The 16,611-nt window shown below is 41.3% G+C and carries 17 protein-coding genes; 12 read left to right on the top strand and 5 right to left on the bottom strand.

Translation table 11 applies throughout. The features are described from left to right. Positions 1 to 105: 105 nt before the first annotated feature. Entirely contained in the window at positions 106 to 1,050 is a 945-nt protein-coding gene (gene fcl, locus BFS30_RS05685) for a GDP-L-fucose synthase (RefSeq protein ID WP_069378389.1), read from the bottom strand. A 95-nt stretch (positions 1,051 to 1,145) separates the two neighbouring features. Between fcl and trmB the strand changes: the two genes are divergently transcribed. Genes trmB through BFS30_RS05705 form a run of 4 tightly spaced genes read left to right on the top strand, consistent with a single transcriptional unit; the run spans position 1,146 to position 3,097 of the window. Further along, complete coding sequence (gene trmB, locus BFS30_RS05690) at positions 1,146 to 1,796, top strand: tRNA (guanosine(46)-N7)-methyltransferase TrmB (protein ID WP_069378390.1); 651 nt, start codon at positions 1,146 to 1,148, stop codon at positions 1,794 to 1,796. Positions 1,797 to 1,820: 24 nt separating this feature from the next. Continuing rightward, positions 1,821 to 2,147: an MGMT family protein gene (locus BFS30_RS05695; protein WP_069378391.1), complete on the top strand. Its 327-nt coding sequence runs from the start codon at positions 1,821 to 1,823 to the stop codon at positions 2,145 to 2,147. Positions 2,148 to 2,190: 43 nt separating this feature from the next. Continuing rightward, positions 2,191 to 2,532 (top strand): carboxymuconolactone decarboxylase family protein, encoded by a 342-nt coding sequence (locus tag BFS30_RS05700; RefSeq protein ID WP_069378392.1) that lies wholly within the window; start codon positions 2,191 to 2,193, stop codon positions 2,530 to 2,532. A 4-nt stretch (positions 2,533 to 2,536) separates the two neighbouring features. Further along, positions 2,537 to 3,097 (top strand): DNA-3-methyladenine glycosylase I, encoded by a 561-nt coding sequence (locus tag BFS30_RS05705; RefSeq protein WP_069378393.1) that lies wholly within the window; start codon positions 2,537 to 2,539, stop codon positions 3,095 to 3,097. Between the two features lie 15 nt (positions 3,098 to 3,112). On the opposite strand, the gene BFS30_RS05710 is transcribed toward BFS30_RS05705, so the two are convergent. Beyond that, entirely contained in the window at positions 3,113 to 3,802 is a 690-nt protein-coding gene (locus BFS30_RS05710) for a hypothetical protein (protein WP_237028717.1), read from the bottom strand. Between the two features lie 169 nt (positions 3,803 to 3,971). On the opposite strand from BFS30_RS05710, the gene polA reads away from it, so the two are divergent. Then, positions 3,972 to 6,782, top strand: a complete 2,811-nt coding sequence (gene polA, locus BFS30_RS05715; RefSeq protein WP_069378395.1) for a DNA polymerase I — start codon at positions 3,972 to 3,974, stop codon at positions 6,780 to 6,782. Between the two features lie 77 nt (positions 6,783 to 6,859). Here polA and BFS30_RS05720 read toward each other — a convergent pair whose 3' ends face one another. The 3 genes from BFS30_RS05720 to BFS30_RS05730 all read right to left on the bottom strand — a co-directional run bounded on the left by BFS30_RS05720 (position 6,860) and on the right by BFS30_RS05730 (position 9,109). Beyond that, positions 6,860 to 7,540, bottom strand: coding sequence for a metal-dependent hydrolase (locus BFS30_RS05720; protein ID WP_237028718.1), 681 nt, complete (start codon positions 7,538 to 7,540; stop codon positions 6,860 to 6,862). Between the two features lie 17 nt (positions 7,541 to 7,557). After that, positions 7,558 to 7,863, bottom strand: a complete 306-nt coding sequence (locus tag BFS30_RS05725; RefSeq protein WP_069378396.1) for a YbaB/EbfC family nucleoid-associated protein — start codon at positions 7,861 to 7,863, stop codon at positions 7,558 to 7,560. A 100-nt stretch (positions 7,864 to 7,963) separates the two neighbouring features. Then, positions 7,964 to 9,109, bottom strand: coding sequence for a M28 family metallopeptidase (locus BFS30_RS05730; protein WP_069378397.1), 1,146 nt, complete (start codon positions 9,107 to 9,109; stop codon positions 7,964 to 7,966). Between the two features lie 142 nt (positions 9,110 to 9,251). On the opposite strand from BFS30_RS05730, the gene BFS30_RS05735 reads away from it, so the two are divergent. The 7 genes from BFS30_RS05735 to BFS30_RS05765 all read left to right on the top strand — a co-directional run bounded on the left by BFS30_RS05735 (position 9,252) and on the right by BFS30_RS05765 (position 16,574). Beyond that, on the top strand, positions 9,252 to 10,454 hold the full coding sequence (locus BFS30_RS05735; RefSeq protein ID WP_069378398.1) for an NAD(P)/FAD-dependent oxidoreductase: 1,203 nt from the start codon (positions 9,252 to 9,254) through the stop codon (positions 10,452 to 10,454). 140 nt (positions 10,455 to 10,594) lie between these two features. Continuing rightward, on the top strand, positions 10,595 to 11,161 hold the full coding sequence (locus BFS30_RS05740) for a hypothetical protein (protein ID WP_069378399.1): 567 nt from the start codon (positions 10,595 to 10,597) through the stop codon (positions 11,159 to 11,161). A 374-nt stretch (positions 11,162 to 11,535) separates the two neighbouring features. Beyond that, on the top strand, positions 11,536 to 12,240 hold the full coding sequence (locus BFS30_RS05745; RefSeq protein WP_069378400.1) for an acetyltransferase: 705 nt from the start codon (positions 11,536 to 11,538) through the stop codon (positions 12,238 to 12,240). A gap of 13 nt (positions 12,241 to 12,253) precedes the next feature. Then, on the top strand, positions 12,254 to 13,447 hold the full coding sequence (gene argG, locus BFS30_RS05750; RefSeq protein ID WP_069378401.1) for an argininosuccinate synthase: 1,194 nt from the start codon (positions 12,254 to 12,256) through the stop codon (positions 13,445 to 13,447). After that, positions 13,437 to 14,408: an N-acetyl-gamma-glutamyl-phosphate reductase gene (gene argC / locus BFS30_RS05755; RefSeq protein WP_069378402.1), complete on the top strand. Its 972-nt coding sequence runs from the start codon at positions 13,437 to 13,439 to the stop codon at positions 14,406 to 14,408. The genes argG and argC overlap by 11 nt, the downstream gene beginning before the upstream one ends. A gap of 70 nt (positions 14,409 to 14,478) precedes the next feature. Continuing rightward, complete coding sequence (locus tag BFS30_RS05760) at positions 14,479 to 15,615, top strand: aspartate aminotransferase family protein (RefSeq protein ID WP_069378403.1); 1,137 nt, start codon at positions 14,479 to 14,481, stop codon at positions 15,613 to 15,615. Then, positions 15,612 to 16,574: an acetylornithine carbamoyltransferase gene (locus BFS30_RS05765; RefSeq protein WP_069378404.1), complete on the top strand. Its 963-nt coding sequence runs from the start codon at positions 15,612 to 15,614 to the stop codon at positions 16,572 to 16,574. Before BFS30_RS05760 ends, BFS30_RS05765 begins: the two co-directional genes overlap by 4 nt. Positions 16,575 to 16,611: the final 37 nt, after the last annotated feature.

A 16,611-nucleotide genomic window follows, 5' to 3' on the forward strand; every position in this document is an offset into this window, starting at 1 on the left:
CTATAATAAAAATGGTGTAGGTGTCAAAAAAAGATGTTTTTTGACTGGGTAAATTCAAAAGAATCTCCACATTCAATGCGGAGATTCTTTATTTAGAAAAATGCGCTAGGCCACTGGATTTTCCTGATGTTTATTCAGAAAGTCCTGATAAGCAAGCTGAATGCCCTCTTCCAATTCTATATGATGTTTCCAGCCAAGGTCATGTAACCTGGAAACATCCATTAATTTTCTTGGTGTACCATCTGGTTTGCTGCTGTCGAAAGTTAGTTCCCCTTCAAATCCGATCACTTTTTTAACCAGTAAGGCAAGGTCTTTTATACTAAGGTCATGTCCGGTCCCAATGTTCAGAAATCCTCCATCATTGTAACTCTGCATCAGAAAGTAACAAGCTTCAGCCAGGTCATCAGCAAAAAGAAACTCCCGAAGAGGGGAACCTGATCCCCAAATGATGACTTCAGCCGATCCGTTTTCTTTAGCTTCATGAAATTTACGAATCAATGCAGGTAAAACATGTGAATTCTGAGGATGGTAATTGTCATTGTATCCATATAAATTAGTCGGCATCACGGAAATAAAATTACAGTGGTATTGCGCCCTGTAGGCATCACACATCTTAATTCCTGAAATTTTTGCAATAGCATAAGGCTCATTGGTTTCTTCCAGTAATCCGGTAAGCAGGTACTCTTCCCTTAAAGGCTGAGGAGCCAGTTTCGGGTAAATACAGCTTGAGCCTAAAAACATTAGCTTTTTAACTCCTGTTCTGTAAGACTGATGAATGACGTTGTTTTGTATAGAAAGATTTTCAAACAGGAAATCAGCTCTGTAAGTATTATTGGCGACTATACCACCAACTTTTGCTGCTGCTAAAAATACATATTCCGGCTTTTCAGCCTCAAAGAAATCCGTCACAGCCTGCTGATTACGTAAATCGAGTTCAGAAGATGTTCTGGTCAGAAGATTGGTGTATCCTTCTTTAACCAGTTTGCGATAAATCGCTGAACCTACCATACCCCGATGACCGGCTACATATATTTTTGCGTTCTTTTCCACTTAGAGATTCTATTATACCTACAAAAATACGAAATAGTTAGCATCATCTTTAAGAGACTGATTTAATTGTATTTTTGCATAAAAATATTTTAGTAGTGGGTAAAGATAAATTAAGAAAATTTGCAGAGATAGACACTTTTGCCAATGTATACCAGATGGAAGAGGGAAAAGTTCTGCAGGGTAAATGGGCTTCTGAACATTTTAAAAATGACCAGCCGATTGTACTTGAACTGGCTTGTGGTAAGGGAGAATACGCTGTAAATATGGCAAAGTTCTTTCCGGAAAAGAACTTTATAGGCATTGATCTCAAAGGAAACCGAATCTGGAGAGGAGCCAGAACCGGAGTAGATGAAAATATCAATAACCTGGCCTTTTTAAGGATTCAGATTGAGGATATTGCAGAATACTTTGGAAAAGGAGAAGTAGATGAAATCTGGATTACTTTCCCTGATCCTCAACCTCAGGATAGCAGAGAGAAGAAAAGACTAACCTACGATCGTTTTTTGGATATGTATAAGGCCTTTTTAAAACCAGGAGGCAAAATCAACCTGAAAACAGATAATGACGGGTTATACGCCTATACCGTAGAAAAAGTAAAAGAGCTAAATTTAATCTGTCATAAAAAAACAGATCATCTGTATACTTCGGCATTTTATGATGACGTTTTGAAGATTAAAACACATTATGAAAGAATTTACTTGAAACACGATAAAAACATTAACTATATCCAGTTTTCTTTTGAATAATTAACCAGCAAAAAGGATCGCAATATGGAACAATCATTTTATGACCAGGTTTTTGAATTGGTAAGGCTGATTCCGAAGGGGAGGGTTTCTTCCTATGGAGCAATCGCTAAAAGTCTGGGCGCGGGTGGCTCTGCACGTATGGTTGGCTACGCAATGAGTAATGCAGGTGCCGCGCATCCACCCATACCTGCCCATAGGGTAGTCAACAGTAGTGGGTTGCTGACCGGAAAGTTTCATTTCAAAACACCAGAATTGATGCAGGAGCTGTTGGAAGCAGAAGGAATAAAGGTGAAAAATGATAAGGTTCAGAATTTCAAATCTTTGCTTTGGGACCCTTTGCTGGAATTATAGCGACTGGTACAAACAGAAACATTGACTTATTTATAATTTTAATATGGGGAAATTAGTAGAAGAATTTAACGACTATCGTACCAGAATGAACGATAGAATTATGGAAACCTCCAATACCAATATCAAGAGGTTTTTTGCTTTAGATACCACAACATATGCTGATGGAGCCCTGAATGTGAAAACGAAAGAAATGTTAGGTCTCGTTGCTTCTATGGTCTTGCGTTGCGATGATTGCATTAAATACCACCTGGAAAAATGCTTCAACGAAGGGGTCAGTAATGAAGAAATCAATGAAGTCTTTATGATCGCCAACCTGGTAGGTGGGTCTATCGTAATCCCTCATTACAGAAGAGCAGTAGAGTATTGGGACGAACTTAGCCTTTAAAAAAATGAATGAGGTAATCAGATGTGGGTGGTGTGGAACAGATCCGCAATACGTAAAATACCATGATGAAGAATGGGGGAAACCTGTTTACGATGATCAGACCTTGTTTGAATTTTTAATTCTGGAAGGGGCTCAGGCAGGGCTCAGCTGGATTACTATTCTGAGAAGAAGGGAAAGCTACAGGGCCGCTTTCGCTGGTTTTGATGTCCAAAAGGTGGCGGCTTTTACCGGGGCCGATGAAGAGTGCTTAATGAATGATACCGGGATCATCAGAAACCGCCTGAAAGTTAAAGCTGCAATTAATAACGCACGTCTTTTCCTCGCCATACAAGAAGAATTCGGCTCTTTCTCAGACTATATATGGGGTTTTATTCCTGACAGAAAACCAATTGTAAATAGTAGAGCTTCCCTGAAAGATGTTCCTGCCCGTACGGAAATCTCAGATGCCATTAGTAAAGACATGAAAAAACGTGGATTTAAGTTCTTCGGAACAACGATCTGCTATGCACATATGCAGGCCACAGGTATGGTAAACGACCATATTGAGGGCTGCATTTCCAAATAAATTTTTTAAACGGAGCTATTTATGCACCGCATTGTAAGCAGTAACAAAGGCCCTGATCAGCTTCCCATCAAAGCTTTCTGTGGCCTTTATTCTTTCCGCTAGGTCCTCATCGTTGCTTAGCTTTTGTAACAATATATTTTTGATGTGCTGGGTCTTTCCTTCAGAGTTTCCTCCTTCAACAGGTAACTCAGACATTGGACCGGTACCAACTTTCTCAATGAAAAATGTACTCGGCATTACCCTTTTAACCGGAGCTTCCTGACGACGACCTCCGCCAATACTGATACCCCCTCCAAAGCCTACTCCACCAAAACCGCCGCTTCCAGCCCCAATACCAATGCTTGGAGTAATGCGGCGTCTTTTCGGTTCTGGAACGTCTACGCCTGTGCTACCTCCAATGGCATACAGGTTAACAGCTCCCTGTTCGAGTATTTTAAAGAAGCGGTGCTCCATTTTCTTTTTGATGATGATAGGCTTACTGACATAAGTTTCTCCATTCCATACAAATTCCTGAATATCAGTAGCCCTATACTGTACAACAGATTCATCTTCTTTAGTCAGAACCACATTGGTATAGTCTGTTGCCTGTATAGTCCCACGAAGAAAATTGCCAGGTGCAATGACCACAATATCTTGTGCTTTCAGTCCGATTCCGGCAATCAGCAGGAACATGACCATGGTAAATGTTTTTATGGTGCGCATCATGCTCAAATAACGGAAATTATTTGTTGTTGTTATGGATAATGACAAACAATTATTTAAGTATTAGTACCTTTATCCGAAGCCTTGAAAGCGCTGCCTGATCTTTAATGAAATTCAGTCGTCTTTTCACGGCAGCACATAAAATAACGATATTAAAAAACAATATATTCCGATGAAAAAACTTTTTCTTCTTGACGGCATGGCTCTCATATACAGGGCGCATTTTGCATTGAGTAAAAATCCCAGGTTTACCTCTACAGGCATTAATACATCGGCTGTAATGGGGTTCGCCAATACCTTAATGGAGGTGCTCAAAAAAGAAAAACCAAGTCATATTGCTGTGGTTTTTGATACCGAAGCCCCAACCGAAAGACATACCGATTTTGAAGCTTATAAAGCCCATAGACAGGCCATGCCAGAGGATCTTTCTGCAGCTCTGCCTTATGTGTTCAAACTGATTGAGGGGTTTAATATCCCGGTTATCACTAAAGATGGCTTTGAAGCAGACGATATTATTGGTACGCTGGCTAAAGAAGGGGAAAGACAGGGCTTCCAGGTATATTGCATGACACCTGATAAGGATTTTGCCCAACTGGTGTCGGACAACATCTTTATCTATAAACCTGCCAGGATGGGTAATGAAATGGAAATCCTCGGTGTTGCAGAAGTGCTTGCTAAATGGGAAATAGAAAATGTAACTCAGGTAATTGATATCCTTGGCTTATGGGGAGATGCGGTAGACAATATTCCTGGAATTCCAGGAATTGGAGAAAAAACGGCTAAGTCGCTGATTAAACAATATGGTTCGATGGAGAACATCATCGCCAATTCTCATGAGCTGAAAGGTAAACAAAGAGAAAATGTGGAGGCCTTCGCGGAACAGGGAATGATTTCTAAAAAATTAGCTACAATCATTCTGGACGTTCCGGTAGAATTTAATCCGGATACCTTAATCCTGGAAGAACCAAGCAGAGAATTGCTGGAGCCACTTTTCGCGGAACTGGAATTCAGAACCATTGGCAAAAGGGTTTTTGGTGAAGGATTTAGCGTAACTGAGGCCAAAGGCAATGTTTCACAGCAAATAGACCTGTTTGGGAATGTGGTAGACCAGCCGGCAGGAAAAACAGCTAATTTTGTTGCACCTCCTTCGTTTGAAGAGAGCGAACCTTCAAAAACAATAGAGAATACAATACATGATTATCAGTTGGTAGATACTCCGGAATTGCGGAAATCACTGATTGCTTTTCTATCAGATCAGGACAGCATTTGTGTAGATACTGAAACCACAGGAACGGATGCCAATCTTGCTGAACTGGTCGGTCTTTCTTTCAGCACCAAACCCGGTGAAGGGTATTATGTCCCCCTATCGGCAGAAAGAGAAGAAGTCCTGCCGATTCTGGAGGAATTCAGAAGCGTCCTCGAAAATGAGAAAATTGCCAAAATCGGCCAGAATATCAAGTATGATATCCTGATACTGAAATGGTATGGAATTTCTATCAAAGGAACGCTATTTGATACCATGCTGGCCCATTATTTAATTGACCCGGATACCAGACACAACATGGATGTGCTGTCAGAGAATTATCTGGGGTACTCACCGATTTCTATTACCAAACTGATTGGTCCGAAAGGGAAGAATCAGGGAAATATGAGAGATGTTCCGGTAGAACAGGTAGTCGATTATGCTGCGGAAGATGCTGATGTTACGCTACAACTGGCTAATATCTTTAGGCCAATGCTAAAAGACCTTAATGCAGAAGAACTGGCAAGGGATGTAGAAAATCCATTGGTTTATGTGCTTGCTGATATTGAAAAAGAAGGCGTAAGAATTGACATTGATACCCTGATCAACTATTCTAAAGAACTGGAAACAGACATCCGTAAGTTCGAACAGAATGTATACGATAAATGCGGACTAACCTTTAACCTGGCCTCACCAAAACAGTTGGGAGAAGTTTTGTTTGACAAGCTTCAACTGGATCCTAAAGCTAAGAAAACCAAGACAGGGCAGTATCAGACTGGTGAAGATGTATTGCTGGCATTAGCACATAAAAGTGATATTGTACAGGATATATTAGATTTCCGCCAGTTGCAGAAACTGAAGTCTACCTATGTTGACGCGCTTCCATTGTTGGTAAATCCTAAAACCGGCAGGGTACATACCAGCTACAACCAGGCGGTAGCAGCAACCGGAAGGCTCAGTTCTAATAACCCCAATCTGCAGAACATCCCGATTCGAAGTGACCGTGGCAGGGAAGTGCGTAAAGCATTTATTGCAAGAGATGAGCATCATGTATTGCTATCTGCAGATTATTCCCAGATAGAACTTCGCATTATTGCCGACATCAGCAAGGAAGAGAATATGCTGGATGCATTCAACAAAGGGATCGACATTCATACTGCAACTGCAGCAAGGGTATATGGAATTACAATTGAAGAAGTAACACCTAACCAGAGACGAAATGCGAAAGCGGTGAACTTTGGTATTATTTACGGACAATCTGCCTTTGGTTTATCTCAAAATCTGGGAATACCAAGGAAGGAAGCTGCGGAAATTATAGAACAGTACTTTACACAGTATCCCGGAATTAAGCGATATATGTCTGATACGATGAATTTCGCCCGAGAAAATGGTTTTGTAGAAACAATTTTGGGAAGAAGAAGGTATTTAAGAGATATTAATTCTGCCAATCAGACGGTCCGTGGTTTTGCAGAACGAAATGCCATTAATGCACCAATACAGGGCTCTGCGGCAGATATGATTAAGGTAGCTATGATCAATATACACAAGGATATTCTGGATCAGGGATTACAATCTAAAATGACAATGCAGGTGCATGATGAGTTGGTGTTCGATGTTTTAAAGACAGAGGTAGAAGCGATGAAAAAGATCATTACACATCGGATGAAAACAGCAATTAAGACTACCGTACCGATTGAAATTGAAATTGGTGAAGGTGTAAACTGGTTGGAAGCACACTAAATAAAGATAAAAGCCATATCTGCTAAAAGATTTCAGAATCGAATAGCAGATATGGCTTTTTTAAGACCTGTTGTTTTTTAAAGGTCTATTGTCTCTCCGATTGCTGGCAGCAAGAGGGTTTTATTTTCTCTGTTGAATTTTGCCAGCGCTTCATTTGTGTCGATTTCTATGACAGGGAAGGTGTTGTAATGAACACCAATAACTTTATCACATTCAAAATATTTTGTAGCAATTAAAGCGTCATCCACATCCATGGTATAATTTCCTCCAATAGGAAGGATTGCATAATCCAACTGATACAGATCTGCAAGAAGCTTCATTTCTATTGTTAATGAAGTATCCCCTGCGAAATAAACAGTTTTTCCTGCGGTTTCCAATACGAATCCGGCTGGATTACCACCATAACTGCCATCTGGCATAGAGCTGGAATGTGCGGCCCAAACCATTCTTAATTTTCCAAATTCGAATTTCTGAGCCCCGTAATTCATAGAATGTGTGTTTTTTACTCCCTTTGACTCAGCCCAGTCGATCACTTCGGGCATTCCAATTACCTGGGCATTGGTTTGTGCAGCCAAAGCAACCAGGTCAGCAACGTGATCGCCGTGGCCATGACTTACCAGGATGTAATCGGCTTCAATCTTACTGATATCGATGTGCTTGGCCAGTTTATTTGGGCTGATAAAAGGATCAAAAAGAAATTTTCTGCCTCCTGCTTCCAATAAAAAGCAGGACTGGCCGTAATAAGTGTATTTCATCATGATGATTAAGGTTAAAATTATTGGCCAAACATTCCTCCAAGGCCACCAAGCATGTCTTTTGTTGCAGCTTGCATTTCTGTTGCAGAAACAATGTCTGCCTGACTAAGCACTTTATTAATGGCAGTAAGGAGTAGTTCTTCTAATTCTTCTTTATCTGCCTGCTTGTAGAACTCTTCATCGATTTCCACTGCAGTAATGGCCTTGTTTGCAGTCGCAGTAATACGTATCGCTCCACCTTCCACTTCTCCAAAAACAGAAACGGTATCTAATCTCTTCTTTATTTCATCGGCCTTTTGTTGTGCGGCCATTAGCTTATCAAACATAATGTGTCGTTGTTAATGTATTTATAAAACGAAATTAAGGCAATTTGGTTTAAAGAAATAACATTGTTTAAAGATTTAGAGAAGAGATCGCGCCAGGGTATCATTTCATGAGCTCCTTATGGAAATCAACAAATAGCCTGAAAAGATCTTCATATTCAGTAAAGGGTAAAGTAAACGCGGCATCATTTACATCATGATATGCACTAATTCCTCCCTGTGTGTAGAGAAAAAACGCAGGAACGCCTTTTTCTGTAAAAAAATAATGATCGCTATTGGCCGCTTTACCCCTTGGATTTATTTTCACGAGGTATTTTTTTTCTTCATTGATTTTTTGAAGTAGAGTAAATTCTTTAAGATGAACGGTTGCATTGACTACAGTAATGCCATTTTCACCTGTCCCAACCATATCAACATTGGTCAGGAACCGGATTTTACGTAAATCCAGAAGGGGATGTTCTGTAAAGTATTTCGATCCCGCCAGACCATCCTCTTCTCCTGCAAAGCAAAGGAAAGCAATACTGTAAGGTTGGGGATGACGGGCATAATAACGGGCAAGGGTCAATAATAATGAAACCCCGCTGGCATTGTCATTCGCTCCAGGAAAATAAATGTCAGCACCCATCCCTCCTAAATGATCGTAGTGAGCGGTCATAACGAGGATGGAATCAGATTTTGAAGTTCCTTTAACTAGTCCGCAGATATTGCTCGCCTGGAATTCAGGCTGGAGCCGATTCTCAATGTCCAGCTCAATGTCCTGAGGTTTTCCTGATATAGCGGTTTTTAATACAGTGATTCCGGTATAGTCTGATTGTTCAGGAGCAACAGACCAGGTTAGTTTATCGCTCAGGAGCAGGATGATCCGTTGTTCCGGATGGATAAAAGTGATGCTGTCTTTTTGATATAGCCGGGCCCGCCCCTGAAGTCCCTTACTTTCCGGCATCACCACGAATTCTTTTCCCGGGATCAGCGATTTCCCATTGAGGCGGACCGCCATTTTTCCAGGAAAGGTATTTGCCGGGTAGGAAAAATGTTGTTTAAAAGTTTTTCCATTCATTGGGCTTAGACCGTAGGCCTTGAATGAAGAACTGATAAAATCTGCCGCCTTACTCATCCCATCTTTGGTATATCCACGGCCCCACATCGTTTTTGAAGTCAGCGTATCCAGTATTTTTCTTGCTGTTCGGATGTCCTGTGATAAAACCGGGTTTGCCTGGAGAAGGAAAAGAATAAACAAGTACTTTTTCATTCGGATATAGAATTAATCTGTGGTCCTAGCCTGGCCCTGGGTTCGTAAATTGTAAATATATAAAATTGAAACCCGATGATGATTAAAACAGATTGGTAAAAATGTTGTTATTGGAGGTACTGATATACTTAACCCTTTTTATATGGATATTCGCTCAAATGAGCCGTTTTGGTTGGTGAAAAATGGATTGCTGTATACTTACCCCTCTCTTAGAGATCACCTGAGTTGTGACATCCTTATCGTAGGTAGCGGAATAACAGGAGCCTTAATGGCTCATTCATTTGTAGAAAAAGGATATGATACGGTGCTGATTGATAAACGGGAAATTGCAAATGGGAGCAGCTCTGCTACCACCTCAATGCTTCAATACGAGATCGATGTGCCCTTGCATGAATTGATCGATATGATCGGGGAACAAGGAGCTGTTGCGAGTTATAAAGCCTGCCGGGATTCAATTGACCGGTTACAACAACTGGTGAAGGATGTTGATTCCCCTTGTGGCTTTGAGCAAAAAGATTCCCTCTATTTTGCCAGCAAGTCAAAAGATGTTAAGTGGCTTAAGAAAGAATTCGATGCCCGGAAACGCGCTGGTTTTAAGGTTCAATGGCTCGAAAAAAAAGAGATTAAGCAAAAATATGGACTGTTGACTGAGGGAGGTATTCTGTCTTCAGATGGTGGGAGTGTAGATGCTTTTTGTCTGGCTCATGACCTGCTTCACTACAATACCAAAAGAGGACTTCGTGTTTTTGACAAGACAGAGCTGAAAAAAGTGAAGTACGAAAAGGATAAGGTATTGGCAGAAATTGCAACCGGGGCGGTCATTACAGCAGGAAAGATAGTTTATTGTACCGGATATGAAACCCAGGTAATGCTTCCGGAGCGAATCGTTAATCTGAAGAGCACTTATGCGATGGTAAGTGAGAAAAATGAGGCCTTGCCAGCTTCAATCTCAGATACGCTGTTCTGGAATACGGATGCACCTTACCTTTATATGAGAACCACTGCTGACGGTCGCTTATTAGTAGGAGGAGAAGATGAAAATTTTAGAAATGCATTGAAGAGAGATGCATTGCTGGGACGGAAAAAAGATAAACTTGTGAAAACAGTTGAAAAGTTTATGCCAGGGCTTCGCTTTATCGGGGATTTCTGCTGGTGCGGGACTTTCGGGGAAACCAAAGATGGGCTTCCTTATATTGGGGCACACCCGAAATTTCCAAATTCTTACTTTGTACTGGGTTTTGGGGGGAATGGAATTACATTTTCTGTACTTGGAATGGACATCATTCCCGAGATGATCAGGGATGCGCCGAGTTTGCTGTCACATTATTTTAGATTCGGAAGGTAACTGTTTGTTTATCAGTTTGAATTGTTCTTATTTTCTAAGGATTTATGCGTGTTTTCTCAGATGAAAAGATAACGAAAACTTAATATCTTGTGCCGTTATTTTTTAATGTGACGCCTATTTTTGAACTAAAATATCAAACCATGAACAAGCAATTTTTAAGATTATCAATCGTCGCGCTGGGCTTGCTTAGTTTCGCAGCCTGTAAAAACAAAGACAAAAAAACAGGAGATGCAGCTGATAGTACTTTGGCTACGCAAACAACCGAAACTGCTGCATCCACCACACCTGCTCCTGTAGGGAATGAGCCTTTGGCTTATATGATTACGGCGAGTCCGGATTCTGCACTTTTAGGTAAAAAAAGTGAAGCCCTGATTAAAATTCTGGAGAGCAAAGGTGTTGCATTGCAAGATGCTGATGGAAAGTCCAGTGGAATGCAAGTGACCATTAAGCTGAGTGTGACAAATAAAAGTACGGTAGGAAAAGAGCAGTATTTTACGGTCAATTATTCTGATGCAAGGTTACAATTGGATAATAATACTTCTGTAGCACCGGAAGGAGGAACAGGTTCTTCCAGTCCTCAGCCGGAAACTACCTCTGAAGCGGAGTGGACTTTTAAGGTTCCTGCAAATGCTAAACCGAAGAAACTGAGCCTTTTTATGGACGAAACAAGGGTCGCTGTCGACCTCAGGGTAGAAGAAAAGAAATAATCATAAACCTGCTGTGTAAACAGCAGGTTTTTTTTTGAACAATTTTTCACCGAATAATGTAAAAAAATTAAAAACATATTGCACAACTCAATATTTATTTAAACCTTTGCGCCTCAACTATTTTAAAGAATTATTAGACACAGGAAATGATCAAGCAAATCATACATAAACTTTCTATTTTAGAAGCAAAGAATATTGCTTCCGAAAGTCTGTTTATTGAACGCTTGCGACCCATATTTGCTGTGACCACTAATCGGCAAAATTATACGCCACGGATTTGAATAATCACTGAGTAGCAACTCAGCCCATTTCCTTAGAGGATTGCCTCTTAAAAAACAATTAATCAGAACATTTATTTTTTCGTTAACCTATTAATGAATATAAACGATTTTATAGTGCAGGTTGCACTTCCTGAACATCGTGTCTTTGCAGAAGAAATTTGTGAAGAAATGGCCGAATCGGCCAAAGCACGTGGTACAGGTATCGCTAAACGCTCTCCGGAGTACGTTGCAGGTAAAATTTCAGATGGGAAGTCAGTTATCGCTTTCCATAAAGATGGAACCTGGGCAGGTTTCTGTTATATCGAAACCTGGAGTCATGGACAATTTGTGGCCAACTCCGGCCTTATCGTTAGTCCACGTTTCCGAAAGGCGGGACTCGCACATGCCATCAAAGAAAAAATCTTCGAGCTTTCCAGACAAAAGTATCCAAAGGCAAAAATCTTTGGCCTGACTACCGGTCTGGCAGTAATGAAGATCAATTCTGATCTTGGCTATGAGCCGGTTACCTATTCAGAACTGACTCAGGATGAAGATTTCTGGAAAGGCTGTCAGAGTTGTGTGAACTTTGAAATCCTGACAATGAAAGAGCGGAAAAATTGCATGTGTACAGCAATGTTGTATGATCCTGCAACACAGAAGCACGATGTCGCCAAGAAGTTTGCAGAAGAACTGGAGAAAAAACCAAAATTGTACGAGCGTTTTATGCGCATCAAACAAAGATTGGTGTTAAAGCCTAAACCTTCGGGTAAGGGAGGATTAAAACCCCTGTTATTATTGTTTACATTTTTATTTAAATAGCTGTTATTTTAAGATGAAGAAAAAAGTTGTTTTAGCTTTTAGCGGAGGTTTAGATACTTCGTTTTGTTGTATTTATTTGGCACAGGACCGTGGACTGGAAGTGCATTCTGTGATCGTTAATACCGGTGGTTTTTCTGATGAAGAACTTCAGGAGATCGAGAAACGTGCTTATGCCTTAGGAGTAGCTTCTCATGCGGTAGTTGATGAAACTACCAATTATTATGATGGCTGTATTAAATACCTGGTGTTTGGGAATGTATTGAAAAATGCAACCTATCCGCTTTCTGTGAGTGCAGAGCGTGTGAGCCAGGCAACTGCAATTGCAAATTATGTGAAAAAAATCGGCGCAGATTATGTAGCTCATGGTAGCACAGGTGCCGGAAATGATCAGGTACGTTTCGATATGATTTTTAACATCATTATCCCTAATGTAGAGATCATCACTCCAATCAGAGATTTGAAATTATCCCGCGAAGCGGAAATAGAATATTTGGCTGCACATGGTGTAGAATATAGTGCTGAAAAAGCAAGATATTCTATCAATAAAGGTTTATGGGGAACTTCAGTAGGAGGAAAAGAAACTTTAACTTCCAATGAAACTTTACCGGAAGAAGCATGGCCAACCCAGGTTTCAGTACACGAGCCACGTAAACTGGAACTGACCTTTGAAAAAGGAGAACTGGTGGGGATTGATGGAGAGACATTAGCCCCGGTTGCGGCGATTCAGAAATTACAGGCGATCGCGCAGCCTTATGGCATTGGAAGAGACATCCATGTGGGTGATACCATTATCGGGATTAAAGGCCGCGTAGGCTTTGAAGCTGCAGCACCTATGGTCATCATCAAGGCACACCATACCTTGGAAAAACATACCTTAACCAAATGGCAGCTTTCCTGGAAAGAGCAACTGGCCTCTTTTTATGGCAACTGGCTGCATGAAGGTCAATTTCATGATCCCATCATGCGTAACATTGAATCCTTTTTAGCAGATACGCAGAAAACAGTGAGCGGAAAGGTCTTTGTTGAATTGTTACCTTACCGTTTCCAGATCATTGGTATCGAGTCTGCACATGATCTGATGAGCAATAAATTTGGTAGCTACGGCGAGATGAACAACGCATGGAGTGGTGAAGATGTAAAAGGCTTCTCTAAAATTTTTGGCAATCAGGTCATGATCTGGCACAAAGTGAACAGCAATGAAGGTTAAAGCAGGAATCATTGGCGGTGCCGGCTATACCGGTGGAGAAATGCTTCGATTGCTGGTCAACCACCCTTCAGTAGAAGTTGCTTTTGTGCATAGCAACAGCAATACGGGAAACCTGATCTCGGACGTCCATACGGATCTTCTGGGAGATACAGACCTTCGCTTCACCGGAGAATTATCTGACGATATTGATGTCCTGTTTTTATGTGTTGGACATGGCGATGCAAAGAAATTTCTGGCAGCTAATCCTATCGCTGCAGGAATAAAAATCATTGACCTGAGTCAGGATTTCAGACTAAAAGCCGCAGCAGGACAAGACTGGGTATACGGTCTTCCGGAGTTGAACCGCGAACGCATTAAAACAGCAAGCTTTATTGCTAATCCCGGTTGTTTTGCAACCTGTATCCAGTTGGGTTTATTGCCACTGGCGGCAAAAGGTTTACTTAAAAACGAAGTGCACATCAATGCAACTACAGGTTCTACAGGTGCAGGCCAGAGTCTGGCCGCAACTTCTCATTTTAGCTGGCGTAATAATAACCTTTCTGTATATAAGGCTTTTGAACATCAGCACCTGAATGAGATCGGAGAAACCTTATTGCAACTGGATGCGAATTTTAATGAGGTGCTGAATTTTATCCCGCAACGTGGAGATTTTACCAGAGGGATCCTTGCAGCTATGTATGTGGAAAGTGACCTGACGGCAGAAGAAGCACAAACCTTATATGAGGACTATTATGCGGAACACCCATTTACTCATGTGAGTAAGAAAAATATAGATTTGAAACAGGTGGTGAACACCAATAAAGGACTGGTTCATGTTGAAAAACATGGTAGTAAGCTCTTTATCGTGAGCGTCATTGATAATTTGTTGAAAGGGGCAAGCGGGCAGGCAGTGCAAAACATGAACTTGATTTTTGGACTGGAAGAGCGGCAAGGCCTGGCGCTTAAGGCAGCCGGGTTTTAATCCCCCCTGCTGTACCGGATTTATCCAGAACCGTTTTTAATCTTTTAATCAACAATTCAATCTCAAAAAAATGAACTTATTCGACGTATATCCGTTAAACAATATAGAAATCGTTAAAGCCGCAGGTAGTACCGTTTGGGACGCCGATGGTCAGGAATATTTAGACCTCTATGGTGGTCATGCAGTGATCTCTATCGGTCATACGCATCCTCATTATGTGAAACGTGTAACCGATCAATTGAATAAAGTAGGATTCTATTCTAATTCTGTGAAGATTCCTTTGCAGGTCGAGCTGGCTGAAAAGCTGGGTAAAGTATCGGGCAAACCGGATTACCAGTTGTTCCTTTGTAACTCAGGGGCTGAGGCGAATGAAAATGCCTTGAAACTGGCTTCATTCTATAATGGAAGAAAAAAGGTGATTGCCTTTAAAGGTGCTTTCCATGGCAGAACTTCATTGGCCGTCTCTGCAACGGATAACCCAAAAATTATTGCTCCGGTAAATGAGACGGACAACATTATATTCCTCCCTCACAATGATGAAGCTGCATTGGAGCAGGCATTTGCTGCTTTTGGAAATGAAGTGGCAGCAGTAATCATTGAAGGGATCCAGGGGGTTGGCGGAATCAAAGAAGCATCTGTTTCTTTCCTTCAAAAAATCCGTTCCCTTTGCGATCAGTACAATGCGCTTTACATTGCTGATAGCGTACAGTGCGGTTATGGAAGAACGGGGAAATTTTATTCTCATGATGAGGCCGGCGTAGATGCGGATGTTTACACCATGGCTAAAGGAATGGGAAACGGGTTCCCGGTAGCAGGAATCTCCATCTCTCCTAAATTTAAGCCATGGCACGGTATGTTGGGTACTACCTTCGGTGGAAATCACCTGGCTTGTGCAGCTGCATTGGCGGTACTGGAAATTATGGATCAGGATCAGCTGATGAAAAATGCAGAAGAGGTGGGTACTTATCTGATCAATGAACTGAAGAAAATCGAAGAGGTAACTGAAGTGCGTGGACGAGGCTTAATGATCGGAATTGAACTTCCTGAAAGCTTATCAAATGTAAAAAAAGACCTGTTGTTTAAGCACCATATTTTTACCGGAGAAGCTAAACCGAATGTAATCAGACTTTTGCCGGCTTTAAATTTAAGTAAAGATCAGGCAGATCAATTTTTAAATCAGTTTAAAATTGCGCTAAATCAAAGATGAAACAATTCACTTCAGTAAATGATGTTGAAGACATCAGCCAATTGGTAGCCTCCGCATTGGCACTAAAAGAAAGCCCTTATGCACATCAGAATCTGGGCAAAAATAAAACCCTGGGTCTGGTTTTTCTTAACCCTAGTTTACGCACGCGCCTGAGTACTCAAAAAGCAGCATTGAATTTGGGAATGAATGTGATGGTAATGAACATGGATAAAGAAGGCTGGGCGTTGGAAACTCAGGATGGTGTGGTCATGAATGGCACTACAGTAGAGCATATCCGTGAAGCTGCAGCGGTAATGGGGCAGTATTGTGATGTACTGGGCTTACGTTCTTTTCCTAAGCTAATCAGCAGGGATGAGGATTATAATGAAGATTTCTTTAATAAATTTATTCAGTATTGTGGCGTTCCGGTAGTGAGTCTGGAAAGTGCAACACGTCACCCTTTGCAAAGTCTGGCGGATCTGGTAACGATTAAAGAAACCTGGAAAGGAACAACAAAGCCTAAGGTAGTATTGGCCTGGGCTCCACATATCAAAGCTTTGCCACAGGCAGTTCCGAACTCCTTTTCCGAATGGATGTGCAGGGCACAGGCTGAAGGAATGCTGGATTTTACCATTGTACAGCCTAAGGGCTATGAGCTGAACGAAGATTTCACTCCGGGTGCTAAGATCAGCCATAATATAGATGAAGCCTTGAAAGATGCTGATTATATTTACGTGAAAAACTGGTCCAGCTATAAGGAGTATGGAAAAGTACTAACTTATCCTGAAGGGTGGATGCTAACCAATGAGCGGTTAAAGGTAACCAATGATGCAAAAGTAATGCACTGCTTGCCTGTTCGCCGTGACCTGGAGCTTTCCTCAGAAGTGCTGGATGGACCAAATTCACTGGTCATTCAGGAAGCCGGAAACCGGTTATGGGCCGCACAGGCCGTACTGAAAGATGTACTTGAAAGGTTATAAATTATAGGGATGCCGGATTAAAGCCAGCATCCTTTTT

The organism is Pedobacter steynii (assembly GCF_001721645.1).
Classification (GTDB): domain Bacteria; phylum Bacteroidota; class Bacteroidia; order Sphingobacteriales; family Sphingobacteriaceae; genus Pedobacter; species Pedobacter steynii_A.